At 38.9% G+C, this 14,098-nt stretch carries 12 protein-coding genes; all 12 read right to left on the bottom strand.

Annotation, left to right across the window (positions count from 1 at the left end):
* Positions 1–37: 37 nt before the first annotated feature.
* Positions 38–1,333: a cell division protein FtsA gene (gene ftsA / locus RCG17_RS21275; protein ID WP_308172066.1), complete on the bottom strand. Its 1,296-nt coding sequence runs from the start codon at positions 1,331–1,333 to the stop codon at positions 38–40.
* A gap of 122 nt (positions 1,334–1,455) precedes the next feature.
* Positions 1,456–1,818 (bottom strand): small basic family protein, encoded by a 363-nt coding sequence (locus RCG17_RS21270; protein ID WP_308172065.1) that lies wholly within the window; start codon positions 1,816–1,818, stop codon positions 1,456–1,458.
* Positions 1,819–2,556, bottom strand: a complete 738-nt coding sequence (locus tag RCG17_RS21265) for a DUF881 domain-containing protein (RefSeq protein ID WP_308172064.1) — start codon at positions 2,554–2,556, stop codon at positions 1,819–1,821.
* 54 nt (positions 2,557–2,610) lie between these two features.
* Positions 2,611–3,321, bottom strand: coding sequence for a DUF881 domain-containing protein (locus RCG17_RS21260; RefSeq protein WP_374120858.1), 711 nt, complete (start codon positions 3,319–3,321; stop codon positions 2,611–2,613).
* Positions 3,296–4,090 (bottom strand): cell division protein FtsQ/DivIB, encoded by a 795-nt coding sequence (locus RCG17_RS21255; protein WP_308172062.1) that lies wholly within the window; start codon positions 4,088–4,090, stop codon positions 3,296–3,298. Before RCG17_RS21255 ends, RCG17_RS21260 begins: the two co-directional genes overlap by 26 nt.
* Positions 4,091–4,283: 193 nt before the next feature.
* Positions 4,284–5,192: a UDP-N-acetylmuramate dehydrogenase gene (gene murB, locus RCG17_RS21250; protein WP_308172061.1), complete on the bottom strand. Its 909-nt coding sequence runs from the start codon at positions 5,190–5,192 to the stop codon at positions 4,284–4,286.
* A 326-nt stretch (positions 5,193–5,518) separates the two neighbouring features.
* Positions 5,519–6,610 carry an undecaprenyldiphospho-muramoylpentapeptide beta-N-acetylglucosaminyltransferase gene (gene murG / locus RCG17_RS21245; protein ID WP_308172060.1) on the bottom strand — a complete coding sequence of 364 codons (1,092 nt, stop codon included), beginning with the start codon at positions 6,608–6,610 and terminating at the stop codon, positions 5,519–5,521.
* Between the two features lie 194 nt (positions 6,611–6,804).
* Positions 6,805–7,905 (bottom strand): stage V sporulation protein E, encoded by a 1,101-nt coding sequence (gene spoVE / locus RCG17_RS21240; RefSeq protein WP_308172059.1) that lies wholly within the window; start codon positions 7,903–7,905, stop codon positions 6,805–6,807.
* A gap of 77 nt (positions 7,906–7,982) precedes the next feature.
* On the bottom strand, positions 7,983–9,335 hold the full coding sequence (gene murD, locus RCG17_RS21235) for a UDP-N-acetylmuramoyl-L-alanine--D-glutamate ligase (RefSeq protein ID WP_308172058.1): 1,353 nt from the start codon (positions 9,333–9,335) through the stop codon (positions 7,983–7,985).
* Positions 9,336–10,304: a phospho-N-acetylmuramoyl-pentapeptide-transferase gene (gene mraY / locus RCG17_RS21230; RefSeq protein WP_308172057.1), complete on the bottom strand. Its 969-nt coding sequence runs from the start codon at positions 10,302–10,304 to the stop codon at positions 9,336–9,338. It lies immediately after the preceding gene.
* A 173-nt stretch (positions 10,305–10,477) separates the two neighbouring features.
* Complete coding sequence (locus RCG17_RS21225; protein WP_308172056.1) at positions 10,478–11,941, bottom strand: UDP-N-acetylmuramoyl-L-alanyl-D-glutamate--2,6-diaminopimelate ligase; 1,464 nt, start codon at positions 11,939–11,941, stop codon at positions 10,478–10,480.
* A 180-nt stretch (positions 11,942–12,121) separates the two neighbouring features.
* Positions 12,122–14,041: a stage V sporulation protein D gene (locus tag RCG17_RS21220; RefSeq protein WP_308172055.1), complete on the bottom strand. Its 1,920-nt coding sequence runs from the start codon at positions 14,039–14,041 to the stop codon at positions 12,122–12,124.
* Positions 14,042–14,098: the final 57 nt, after the last annotated feature.

The raw sequence follows: 14,098 nt of genomic DNA, 5'->3' as shown, positions 1-14,098 counted from the left end.
TCCTCCTAATTCATCGATAGCCCTTTACACTTTTTGATTATTCGAAAAAGGTACTAAGGAATTTTTTCACTTTCGATGACATTTTTTCTTCCGGATGTTTTTCTGGCTTTACTTTAGGTTGTTGCTGCTGTTGTTTAGGAATCCGCTTTTCTACCGTTTCCGCAACAGTAACAGGTGATGGTTCCAAGGAGTGCCCTCCTGGTAATCTAGCATTCTTATAGGCATATTTAATCAATCCAACTGCCGTTGTATATTGTGGTTCTCGAACACCAATATAATCGGGAGCCGCTATACGCACTCTAGCCTGCAGGATCTCTTCTGCAAGTTCAAGCACCCCTTGCATATTGGCCACCCCACCAGTTAAAACATATCCCCCTGGTAAATCCCGTATACCTATTCGTTTCATTTCTTGAAAAACTAGTTCAAAAATTTCTTCCATTCTTGCTTCAATAACATCAGAAATCTCAAGCTGGTTAAATTGTTGATGTTGATCACTTCCAATAATTGGAACACTGAATATTTCTTCTTCTGATGCATCATCATAAAAAGCATGTCCATGCTTTATTTTAATTTTTTCAGCATCCTCTGTAGAGGTCCTAAGACCAATTGAAATATCCTTTGTAATGTGGTCTCCACCTACTGGAATAACGCTTGCAGCCTTAAGCTGGCCCTGCTCAAAATAAGCGATTGTTGTGGAACCGCCGCCTAAGTCAAGTAGTGTTACACCTAAATTCTGCTCATCCTTTGATAACGCAAAAGAACCCACTGCAAGCGGTTGAAGAGCAATATCCAAAATCTCCAAGCCAGCACGTTCAACACAACGGAGTGTATTATGCAATATGGTTTTAGAACTGGTTACAATGGTGCCTTCCATTTCCAGGCGGACACCGATCATTCCACGAGGATCATTGATTTCATCAAGTCCATCAACAATATATTGTTTTGCCACAACCCCAATAATTTCTCGTTCTGGCGGGATCGAGACTACTTGTGCTGCATCGATTACACGGACAACATCCTCATTCGTTATTTCCCGATTTTGGCTTGAAACAGCTACCACACCATGACAAGGCTGAAGGGAAACATGAATACCAGGTATTCCAACAATAACCTGCCTGATTTCCATACCAATCATTCTTTCAGCCTGTTCAATTGCTTTTTTTATTGAATGAACGGTTTCATCTATATCAACAATAGATCCTTTTCTTAATCCCTGTGACTTGACATTACCAACGCCAATAATATTGAGAGTATCATTGACCATTTCTCCAATGATGACCTTTACACTGGACGTACCGATGTCAAGACTAACATAAATTTCATTGCTGTTCATTCTTTGGCACCTCCTTTATCCTTCCTTAAAAAGAACAACAAATCCTCTAAGTTTAATTTTTCGTATCTACGCTTATCTTATAAAAATATTCGTCACAACTAAACTATTCCCTTTAAAAAAAATTACTTTTTTTCTATTTTTTCATGGTTTGTTGACCATTTTGTCAATAATATTCGTCTGATCACGGCTATATTTTGAAATAACCTAACGCCAAAAGCAAAAACAGCCGCCAGATACAAGTCTACACCAAGATGAACACCTAGAAAAGCTAAACTTGCAGCAAGTCCAATATTAAAAAAGAAACCTGAAACAAAGACTTTATCATCGTAAATATTTTGCAAATAAGCCCTTATTCCCCCAAATAATGTATCAAAAGCAGCAAGTACGGCAATCGATAAGTAATTGGAATATTCTTCGGGTATTCTAATATCGGTGATCAGCCCAAGAATAATCCCAACGATTAACCCCAAAATTGGCAGCCACATTTATGATTTGCCTCCTTTAGTGTCTTTCACAGGTTCCATGTAACGGATATGTATAGGATTATCATAGGCAGGAATCGTAATATTCTCACTTGGCGGTGAAATGGTCAACTTTAAGTTATCGATAAAAAATTCCTCTGTTGATTTTGAACCTTGCATCCGATTATATAGTTTTTCTGCTTTTTGCTTTGATTCAGCAATAACCTTTACCTCTATCGGAAGGCTTTTGATCGTATGACCATCAATTTTTGTATCTGAATTGATATCACGAATAACGGTGGTATTAATTACCCTTTGATCATCAATGGATACATACTTGGCCTCATACATATTCAATTCATTTAAAAGTCTCTTTAATAAGTCAGGGGAAATCACTTTTGTTACTGGTTCACCAAGTCTGATATTTTCCATGACCGGTTCTATTTTTAGAATAATTCCCGGACCATTAACTTCAGTCATCCCGGCTTCAGCCTTTAGTTCCTGTAAAGTATTTTTCAAAGTTTGTTCTTTACTTTGCTTTTTTTGCGACTCATATGAATCTATTTTTTCATCATTCGATCGGATTTCCTTTAATAAATTGGTTTCCAATTCTTTTTCTTTTAAAAGTGCTTCTCGCAATTGCCATATATCCCTTGTATCTCGCTCAATTGGCTTTTGAACCGTTTGAAATTGGACCGCAATCATAAAACCGATAATAAATGTAATGATAACAAAACTAAATTTTTTTTTTGATTTGTCCACTTATTTCTCCCCACACCATTTATTTTCCTTACGTGGACACTTAAGGCATTTAAACTAACCTCCTAGGATTGGGTCCAGCACAATATCATCTTGCTTCTCCATTTTAAAGATAATATTATCCTGTACTAGCTGATCTCTTACCCCGCCTGTAAGGTTTAATGCTGCTGATAATATATCGGGGTCGCCAATGGCTGTAATGACAAATGGAGCAGGGTATTGGTTTCCATCCACCGTAATGACTGGACCATTACAAACTATATAGGAGCGGCTTGTCAATCTTTGTCCGTTTATGGCTACTGCAGATGCACCAGAAATATAAAGCTCGTTAACCACTTTAAAAACATGCATTTCATGAACAAGATAATTGTTTACATTTGGGTCCTTAGGATTATATGCCCCATCTGCTAAGGTAACTTTTACACCTTTACCTTGAACCTTAACTTGACCTAGAAACATCCGATATTTTTCTGCATCCTCGGCAAAATTATAGTTACCTTGCGTTTCCTTTGATAGCTCCTGTTCATTTTTCAACACTTTTGCTTGTTTCTGACTTAATTCTTTTTCGAGCTTTCGATTCATTTCTTCTTGATCGTTAAGTTGATTCCTCAGTGCAATTGTTTTTTCCCATTGTTTGTCGGAAAGTTTATTTGTTTTGGATTCATTTTCCTTTTGGGTTAATTGATAGGAATAAGCCAGCAAATATCCAAGGACAAGACATACAAACGATAAAACTAAATACCTATTTTGTACTCTTATCTTTTTCAACAGGATCCTCCCCTTTTGCTGCTGGTGCATAAGCCTTAAAATAGGAGCCCACTTCTAAATCAATGATGCCTTTTTTACTAGGGTCCAGTTGGCTTATAATGGAAGGATAATGAGCCATTTTTCCAGAAAAGCTTTTAATTGAGGCACTCACTTCAAAACCATCATTCATGAATAATGTAATATGGAACAGATCCGTTTTACTAGGTTCATAGTGAATTTCCGAAACAGAATTAAGAACAACTTTAGGTAATTTCCCCATCTCTTTTAACATTTCTTTAAGAGCCGTTCCTTCTTTAAAGCCTATTAAAATAGGAGCATTAATGGGAACCCTGCCAGTTTTTCTATTTTCCAAAATAGCACCGTTTTCTAAAACAGGGTAATAAAAAGAATCCTTTTTCAAGTAGGCTAGCTTTTTATGTTCAGTTATCTTAATCTCAATTGAATTAAGCCAGTTCATTTTTACATCTGCTGTTTTGATTTCTGGAAGATGCTCAAGATTCGCGGCAATTTCACTTTTCTTTACCGTCCAGATATTTGTGCTTTTTGATATCCCTGTTTTCTGGATAATTTCTTGGCTTGAATAAAATTCATTTCCTTTAACAGTGATAGCCTTAACCCGACTTAATGGTGATTGAATATAGGCAACAATAACGATAAGAGCAAAAAATAAGACTAAAAGAAAAATCAACCTTCTATTTGCTTTTCTGCGTCTCTGCTGCTTTAACTTTGGGATTCGTTCCTCAAGGGAGACAACATTTTCTTTTTCCATATTTCCCCTCCCTGCACACCATATTTGCCGTGGAAGCTTGTCCAACCATTTTATTCAAATTCGAAGGATCCCTTCTTAATGCGAAAACAACGGCACGATATTTCATGCCGTCATTCAACTTTTTACGCATTTTTAGCCATTGATAATGAGTAATTATACCACATTATTGGTAATTAGTGAGATTTATTTCCTGTTATTTTCTGCCGATTATTTCCACTTCTGTCTCCATTTTGATTTGATACAAATCAAAGATCGTATCCTTTACATGTTGAATCACATCCAGTACATCTTGTGCGGTAGCGTTCCCTGCATTGACGATAAAATTCCCATGCATTTCCGATATTTTTGCACCGCCAATTGAGAAGCCCTTTAACCCGGCTTCCTCAATCAGCCTTCCTGCAAAACTCGGCAGGGGATTGCGAAAGATACTTCCTGCACACGGAAAATTCCATGGCTGTGTTTCTTTACGATAATCTTTGTTTTTTTGCATGGTCTTTACAATTTCAGTGCGGTCTCCATGAGCGAGCTTAAAAACAGCTTCTACCACAATACCTGGACGTTTTTTTTGTAAAATAGAAGTTCGGTATGAAAATTCCATTTCCTCATTTGATAGCCATTCCATCATTCCATCTTCAAACAAAATATGTGCTTTGGTTAAAATTTTACTGATATCCGATCCATGTGCTCCTGCATTCATATAAACTGCACCGCCTACAGAACCTGGAATTCCGCTGGCAAATTCCAAACCTGATAAACCTTTTTTACTAATCATTGTTGCAAGGCTTACAAGTGAGTAGCCGCCTCCAACTTTAACTTTGTCTCCGTTTATTTCAACCTCTGCCAGGTCTGCACCTAAACGAATAACGACTCCTTCAATCCCTTTATCTGAAACAAGCAGATTGGATCCTCTGCCGATTGCTCTCCAATTTATATTGTGTGCTTTTATAATTCCCATAACCTTTTGTAAGCTTTCGACGGAGGAAGGTTCAATAAACAAATCAGCAGGCCCGCCAATTTTCATTGTTGTATATTGGGATAGTGGTTCATTTTGTTTAACAATGCCGATGTTTAATGCTTGCAGTTCTTTGATTATTTCGTCCATGTATTAACCTCCCTTTCTTTCTTTTGTTGGTTAATTTAGTTTATGCCCGGGATTCAATTGGGCTACTTTTGTTTTTCATTTATTGGATATGTAACTTTGGCTGTTGATTTCCGCTCCAGGCACTTGCTTTCCGCCTGGGTATAAGTGGATCCTCCTCGGCGCCATAAGCGCCTGTGGGGTCTCCCCTGCCCCGTACTCCCGCAGGACATTGAATAGCATCCTCGAATCCGCCCACGCACGAAGGAAATGCGATAGCATTTTCGAGGAGTCAAGTGCCCTCCGCTCCAATCAACAGGTTAAAAAATCACCAATGACTTGAACACATCCTACTTTTTTAACTGTTTGATCACATGAAACAGTCTTTGAGCTGAATCGGGGACACCCATCTTTTTGGCTTTTGTTTTCATTGCATTTAACTTATCTTTATCTAATAAAATCGAGTCGATTTGCTTAATAAGGGTCTTTGCGTTTAAATCTTTTTCCAGCAAAAGTTCAGCGGCACCATGGTCAGAAAGTGAACGAGCATTTTTTTCCTGGTGATTATTTGTTACATATGGGCTTGGAACCAATATACTCGGAATCCCCAGTGAAGTTAATTCTGCTAGTGTTGTTGCCCCTGCTCTTGATACAACTAAGTCAATTCCAGCGAGAACTTCCGGCATATTATGGACAAATGGTTTAATAATCACATTTTCAGGACTCCCGACAAGCTCTACTTCCTTTTTTACAGCTTCATAATGGACATCTCCAGTGATATAAAGAACCTGATATGGTTTTTTGCTGAAATCTGATAAAGATTTAACAACCGCTTCATTGATCGGCCTTGCCCCGCGGCTTCCTCCAAAAATTAACACAGACGGCAACGTTGTGCTCAGTCCAACAGAGAGTCGGCCGCGAATACCATCCTGTCCAATCACCTCTGTTGCCCGTGGATTACCTGTAAATATCACTTTATCCGCAGGAAAATAGTCCTTTGCTTCTTCAAAACAAATCGCAATTTTATTTACATATCGGCTTAAGAATTTATTAGTTAAACCAGGAACACTATTTTGTTCATGAACGATTGTTGGAATCTTCAGCTTAGCTGCCGCATAAACAACAGGCCCGCAGACATAGCCTCCAGTACCAATGACAACGTCTGCTTTAAATTCCTTCAATATTTTTTTGCTGTCACTTACCCCTTTAAAAAATCGGTAAACTGTTTTTACATTTTCAAATGAAAGTTTACGCTTAAAGCCTGTTATATGTATGGATTTAAAAGGAATATTTTCTCTCGGGACAAGTTTACTTTCCAGCCCATTTGTCGTTCCTATATATAAAAATTCAGCATCCTTTGTTTCTTTTTGAATTTCTCTGATAAGGGCAAGGGCAGGATAGATATGGCCTCCTGTTCCGCCGCCGCTAATCACTATTTTCATACCAACCACTCCAATAAAAAATTACAGAACTTTTTTGACCCAACCCATTCTACTATAAAATAGAAGAAAAAAACGGGTCTGAAAAAAGAATGTTAGAGAAATGTAACAATGCGTAATCCATTATAGAACATCTTATTTCAGCTTTAAACAAAAAGAACCCTGTTTAGAACAGGGTATTGAATAATTTATAAAAATTAATACCTTGCGTATCTGCTAATATTTAGCAGAACACCGATAGCCATGAGCATAAGGGTTAGCGATGATCCGCCATAGCTTAAGAATGGTAAAGTAATTCCCGTTACGGGCATTAATCCGGTGACAACACCAATATTAATCATGACCTGGATGGCAACCATAGCAATGATCCCTACGGCTAGGAAACTGCCGTACAAATCAGGAGCTCCAAGAGCAATTCTTATGCCTCTCCATAACAAGAGGGAAAATAACAGTAAAACAAAGGAACCGCCAATAAAACCCAGCTCTTCAGATAGAATGGCAAAAATAAAATCGGTTTGTGGCTCTGGCAGGTAAAAAAACTTTTGGCGGCTTTCCCCTAAACCAAGCCCAAACAGCCCGCCAGGTCCAATTGCATATAATGATTGTATGATTTGGAAGCCGCTTCCTAATGGGTCTGACCAAGGATCTAAGAAAGACGTTATTCTTTTCATCCGATATGGAGCTGAAATAATTAATCCAACAAACCCAGCAACCCCCATTAAACCTAATGCAGCAAAATGACTAATTCTTGCACCTGCAATAAATATCATGACAACACAGGTTCCCATCATTACCGTACCCGTTCCAAGGTCGGGTTGAAGCATAATCATTGCAAAGGCGGCAAAAGCTAATCCTAATGATGGAATAAGTCCTTTTGTAAAGGAGGTAATGAGCTTTTGCCGCTCTGATAAGTATTTGGCCAAGAATGCGATCATCGCCAATTTCATGAATTCAGAAGGCTGAATCGAGAAAGCTCCAACACCAATCCAGCTCCTTGATCCATTTCGGACATTTCCCACACCTGGGATTAGGACAAGAATCAGTAAAACAAAGCACACAATTAAGATTGTCTTGGCATGTGTCCGCCATGTCCAGTAATTGACATTCATGATAAGAAACATTGCCGCAATTCCTACTCCTGCAAACAGCATTTGTCTTTTCGCAAAGAAGAATGAATCATGAAACTTATACTCTGCCCACACTGCGCTCGCGCTGTATACCATGATTAGTCCCACTGTCAGGAGTGTAAGTGTTACAATTAATAAAATATAATCAGGAGTTGTTCTCTTTGTCGGCACCGATACCACACCTCGAAGACGCAATATTAGGGCCTTAAAGTCAGTTACACCCAATAGAATCTGTTAAAGACAAGCCCTTACTTAAGCTTATGCACAGCTTCGATAAAAATGTCTCCCCTGACTTCGAAAGTTTTATATTGATCCCAGCTTGCACAAGCAGGTGATAATAAAATTACATCCCCCGCAGCGGATTGCTGGTATGCAACAGGCACAGCTTTGTCAACATTATCGACATGGATGATTTGTTTTATTCCTGCCTCTTTCCCCACACGCTCTATTTTTGGTGCAGTTTGCCCAAAAGTAATAAGAGCTTTCACATTTTTTAAATAGGGAATAAGCTCGTCAAACTCATTTCCGCGGTCTAAGCCCCCAGCAAGAAGAATGATAGGCTGTTTAAAAGCTGCTAAGGCATTAACAGTTGCTAGTATATTAGTAGCTTTTGAATCGTTGTAAAACTTTCTGTCGGAAACCTCAGCAACATATTGCAATCGGTGCTTTACCCCAGTAAATGTTCGCAGCACTTCGTTAATTGCTTCATTAGCAACGCCAGAAAGCTTCGCAGCTGCCATCGCACATAAAATATTTTCAAGATTGTGTGCACCCGGAAGCGCTATATCTTCAATTTGCATAACCTTTTCTCCATTAAAACAAAGCCAACCATCGCTAACATATGCACCTTCAGCCAATTCATTTTTAGCAGAAAAAGGGACAATCTTGGCCTTTGATGACTTTGCAATATTCATAACATCCGGCTGTTCTGCATTCACAATTAGGTAATCAGCAGCAGTTTGGTTTTTAGTGATATTTGCCTTTGCTGCTATGTATTCCGCTCTTGTACCATGATAGTCTAAATGAGCACTGTAAAGGTTGGTAATAATCGCAATATGTGGATTAAACGTGTGAATTCCCATAAGTTGGAATGACGACAATTCAATCACAATTGTATTCTCTTTTGTTGCTTTCTGGGCAACACCTGATGCAACTTTTCCGATGTTTCCAGCAATCAATGGCTGTTTATTACCTGTATTTAGCATTTCATAGACTAAAGTGGTTGTTGTCGTTTTTCCATTTGTACCCGTTATACCGATAAAAGGAGCCTCAGAAATTTGATAGGCCAGCTCCACTTCGGTAATAACAGGGATCTCTTTTTCAAGTGCGCCTTGAATCATTGGATTCGTATAAGGAATACCAGGGTTTTTCACGATTAGTTCAAACCCTTCCTCGAGAAGTTCAATGGGATGGTCTCCACAAATCACTTTGATTCCCTGCTCCAAGAGGCTCTGAGCCTCAGGATTTTCTGATAGAGGTTTTTTATCATTGACCGTTACAAACGCTCCAAGCTGATGCAAAAGGGCAGCAGCTTCAACACCACTTTTGGCTAAACCAAGAACAAGAATTTTTTTATGATGATACGTTTTAATCTGCTTCACTTACAACCACACCTCGATATAGATTCCTATAATGGCAAATAACAATCCAACACTCCAGAAGGTTACGACTACTCTCCATTCAGACCAGCCGCTTAACTCATAATGATGATGCAATGGGCTCATGCGGAAAATTCGCTTTCCTGTTGTTTTGAAGGAGGCAACCTGCAAAATAACAGAGAGTGTCTCAATGACAAATACTCCTCCAATGATGATCAATAAAATTTCTAATTTTGTTAAAATGGCAATCGTGGCAATTGCTCCGCCAAGAGCCAGTGACCCAGTATCTCCCATGAAAACCTTTGCCGGATGGGCATTAAAAACGAGAAATCCTAACACTGCTCCGACAACGGCAACGGAGAAAATAGCCACTTCATATTGCGATTGATTCCATGCTAACACCGCATATGCCCCAAATGCAATGGCTGCCGTTCCAGAGACCAAGCCATCCAGACCATCCGTTAAATTAACTGCGTTTGAAAATCCTACAAGCCAGAAAATAATAAAGAACACAAAGAGCCAGCCTAAATCAATCGAATAATCCCCAAAGCGAACATCAGTAGAAAAGTTATTATGTTTATAAATCAAATAAAAGATTGCTGAGATGATGATTTGACCCAGGAGTTTTTGTCTGGAAGTCAAACCTAAATTCCTTTTTAGCACAACTTTAATAAAATCATCTAAAAATCCCAATAACCCAAAACCTAATGTAACAAAAATTAGCAGAAAGGTTTTAACTGTTGGTTCAGAAAACTTTCCAGTCATAACGAGTGTCGAAATCACAATTGATAATAAAATCATGACACCGCCCATTGTTGGAGTACCAGACTTTTTCTGGTGCGACTTCGGTCCTTCTTCACGAATGCTTTGTCCAAATTTCAACCTTCTTAGGAAGGGAATAAAAACCGGAGAAAGTAAAACGGTGATTAAAAATGCTAATATTATTGTGAAAAAGATAACTTGTGCTAGCATTTTACCCCCTCCTTCCATTGCTTGAATTTGATACTTTGTTAGGCATTACCGCTCTATCATATGTACCCTTCAATTGATTAAGAATTTTTCTAAACAATAAGTTTGTATTTTCCATTTTAACTTTATTCTCCATCTTATTTATATCTATTTTTCTTTTTTTAATAAGTAATATTTCACTTTTTCCCCATTATGGCTTCTTTAGCTACGAGACGATCATCAAAATCATGTACTTGCTTGCCGATTATTTGGTAGGTTTCGTGACCTTTTCCGGCTATCAAAATAACATCTCCGTTAGCGGCATTTTGAATAGCAGTGTCGATAGCCTGTTTTCGATCAGGAATGACCAAATAATTTTCTCCGTGAACACCTTCTTCCATATCCTTTAGGATTGCCAGAGGATCTTCACTTCTAGGGTTATCTGAGGTGAAAATCGGATCTGTAGCAAACTGACAAGCAATTTTTGCCATTAATGGACGTTTTGTTCGATCCCGATCCCCTCCACAGCCAACGACAACAAAAACTTTTCTTTTCGCAAATTGTTGAACGGTCTTTAAAACATTTTCCAAACTATCTGGGGTATGCGCATAATCAACGATGACAGTAAAGTTTTGACCTGCATTCACTAATTCGACTCTGCCGGCAACGCCTTTAACATTTTCGATTGAACCGATAATTCTTTCAATCGGTATCCCCGAAACAAGACCAGCAGCCACACTTGCCAGAACATTATAGATACTAAATTTCCCAATAAGCTGGATCTCCATTGGAAGATGCTTACCGAATGTTTGAAGGATAAACCTTGTTCCACTGGAGGTCATTTCAATATCAATTGCTTTTATATCTGCATTTTGATCAATTCCATATGTAACAACATGGGCTGCAGTTGATTTTTTATATGTCTCGGATGCAGGGTCATCTGCATTTAAAACAGCAAACTTAGGATGCTTTACATCATAGGTATTCCCAAGCTGCGAAAACAATAAGCTTTTAGCTCGTTTATATTCTTCCATTGTATGGTGATAATCAAGATGGTCTTGGGTCAGATTAGTAAATACTGCCACATTATAATCACAACCATGGACTCTTCCCAGGTCGAGTGCGTGGGATGATACTTCCATAACCGCAGCTTCAACACTTGCGTCTACCATACTTTTAAACGTTTTTTGAAGTGTCAGGCTTTCAGGTGTTGTATTTTTCGTTTCAAGAATCTCATCGCCAATCTTTGTATACATCGTTCCAATTAAACCAGTTTTTTTACCAGCATCTGAAAAAATCTTTTCAATTAAATGGCTTGTGGTTGTTTTCCCGTTTGTACCAGTAATTCCAATTAGATGAAGCTGTTTGGTCGGATGCTCATAAAACGTATCAGCTAAAACAGCCATCGCCCTCTTGGTATCATTCACAACTAACACTGGAACATCTAGTTTTAATGGTCTTTCTGCCAAGATTGCTGAAGCGCCGTTTTCAACTGCTAATTGGGCAAAATCATGACCATCCACTGTATAACCTTTTATACAAATAAACAAGCTCCCTTGTTGCACCTTCCGGTTATCATTTTCAATTGAAGTAATCTCCGGGTTTGCCTCTGTTAAAGGGCTTAATGAATGCAAGCTTTTGAGCAGCTCTTGTAACCTCATTTTTCTCAAATCCTCTCGTCACAATATATGGGTTTTTTACCCATAACCTATGAAGTCCTCCCTTATTTTACATGAAAATTACTTTTTACGCTAACCTCTTTAAAAATTGGAAATAAAGGTATTAAAAAGTTAAAAAGGCGGCGGAAATTTTTCCGACCGCCTTTTTGTTTACTTTCGAATTTACTCTTTTTTATCAAAGTACAAACGAATCGTTGACCCTGCCTTCACCTTTGCTCCTGCTTCAGGAGATTGGCGCACAACAACGTCACCGGAACCGCTGGCATCGATTCTTAAATTCACCATTTGGTCCATTATGTCTACTTTGGTCATACCCACTAAATCTGGAACCTGGACCATTGGAGTATCTAATACCGTCATTTTCTTTTCCATTTGATTCGTTCTAGGCTTCACCCCGAGTGCTGGCAGTGCATCCTTCATAATATTTCCGACTATTGGTGCAGAAACCTGGCTACCGAATTGGATAGTACCTTTCGGATTATCAACGGCAACATAAACAACAAGCTGCGGGTCATCTGCTGGAGCAAAACCAATAAAGGAAAGTACATAGTTGTTTTCCAAGTATCTTCCGTTTGCTGCCTTTTGAGCAGTACCTGTCTTACCTCCTACTCGGTAACCATCAATAAAGGCCTTTCCCCCTGAACCTTGAGCGACAACACTTTCTAGGGCATAACGAACCTTTTTCGAAGTTTCCTCGGAAATAACCCTTCTTTTTTCTACTGGCGAGTTTCTCATTACAACTTCTTTTGTGACAGGGTCAATCAGTTCTTTAGCGATATAGGGCTTGTAAAGAATACCGCCATTTATCGCAGCTGCCACAGCGGTTACCTGTTGAATCGGTGTTACCGATACCCCTTGACCAAAAGCAGTCGTTGCCAATTCAACCGGACCAACTCGATTCAAAGGAAACAAAATCCCCGTTCCTTCCCCTTGCAGGTCTATCCCTGTCTTTTGGCCAAATCCAAAATCTTTAATGTACTTAAATAAAGTATCTTTTCCTAATCTTTCACCTAAATTAACAAACCCAGGGTTACAGGAGTTTTGTACGACTTGTAGGAAGGTTTCATCTCCATGTCCTCCTCTTTTCCAGCACTTCAGTCTTGCTCCGCCGACCTCAACAAAACCAGGGTCATGGAAATGTTCCTTATCTAAGTCCACCTTCCCTTCATTTAAAGCAGCAGCAAGCGTGATGATTTTGAATGTTGAACCAGGCTCATACGTTGACCAGACTGGTAGATTTCGGTTATAAACCTCTTGCGGCACATTTCGGAAATTAGCAGGGTCAAAGCTTGGTCTGCTTGACATCCCCAATATTTCACCATTATTTGGATTCATCGCAATTGCAACGATACCATCAGGATTATATTTTGCCTGAGCAATTTCCATCTCTCTTTCCATGATGGTTTGAATCTTTGTATCGATCGTCAGCTTTAAATTGAGACCATTTACTGGCGGTTCATAATCATCCGCCATATTTTTCATCCGTTCACCTTTGGCATTAGCGTAAAATTTAACAGCGCCTTTTTTGCCGCTTAGCTCTTTATCATAATAAAGCTCAAGCCCCATTAACCCTTGGTTATCTACACCGGCAAAACCGAGAACATGTGATAAATATGTCCCAAATGGATAATGACGTTTAGAATCTTCCCCTATATAGACACCAGGAAGCCCAAGAGCATTAACTTCCTTCGCTTTGGCATTAGAAATTTTCTTTCCTTCTTTAATCGTAACCATTGATGATTTCTTGGTGATATCCCGATACGCTTTTTCCTTCGACATGTTTAAAACAGATGCTAGTTTTTCTGCTGTTACAGCAGGGTCTTTTACTTGTCTTGGAACAACATATACTGTTGGTGCACTTACGTTAGTTGCCAATGGAACTCCATTACGATCAACAATTTCACCACGTTTTGGTTCAAAAGGAATATTTCTGCTCCACGAACCTTTTGCCATGCCCGTTAACATATCTCCAAGGACAAATTGAACATAGCCTAGTCTTACGTCAATCACAAAAAAGGCCAAAATACCTATGAATAATGCAATCATTAACCGTTTCCTAACGGTTACATTAGATACACGCATACATGAACGAGCCTCCTTTTCACGTTCATGTATATGCTTGTACCCTTATTGTTTAGA

Origin of the sequence: Neobacillus sp. PS3-12 (genome assembly GCF_030915385.1) — a bacterium.
In the GTDB taxonomy this organism is placed as follows: Bacteria; Bacillota; Bacilli; order Bacillales; family Cytobacillaceae; genus JAEVLT01.
Note: the sequence above shows the minus strand (reverse complement) of the source record. Positions and strands in the feature narration are given on the sequence as shown.

What these genes read in the sequence shown, in the direction of transcription:
- RCG17_RS21255 (WP_308172062.1), bottom strand. Translation starts at nt 4,090, where the DNA reads ATGGAAAAAGAAAATGTTGTCTCCCTTGAGGAACGAATCCCAAAGTTA.
- murB (WP_308172061.1), bottom strand. Translation starts at nt 5,192, where the DNA reads ATGGACGAAATAATCAAAGAACTGCAAGCATTAAACATCGGCATTGTT.
- RCG17_RS21220 (WP_308172055.1), bottom strand. Translation starts at nt 14,041, where the DNA reads ATGCGTGTATCTAATGTAACCGTTAGGAAACGGTTAATGATTGCATTA.
- RCG17_RS21270 (WP_308172065.1), bottom strand. Translation starts at nt 1,818, where the DNA reads ATGTGGCTGCCAATTTTGGGGTTAATCGTTGGGATTATTCTTGGGCTG.
- ftsA (WP_308172066.1), bottom strand. Translation starts at nt 1,333, where the DNA reads ATGAACAGCAATGAAATTTATGTTAGTCTTGACATCGGTACGTCCAGT.
- murG (WP_308172060.1), bottom strand. Translation starts at nt 6,610, where the DNA reads ATGAAAATAGTGATTAGCGGCGGCGGAACAGGAGGCCATATCTATCCT.
- mraY (WP_308172057.1), bottom strand. Translation starts at nt 10,304, where the DNA reads ATGCTAGCACAAGTTATCTTTTTCACAATAATATTAGCATTTTTAATC.
- RCG17_RS21225 (WP_308172056.1), bottom strand. Translation starts at nt 11,941, where the DNA reads ATGAGGTTACAAGAGCTGCTCAAAAGCTTGCATTCATTAAGCCCTTTA.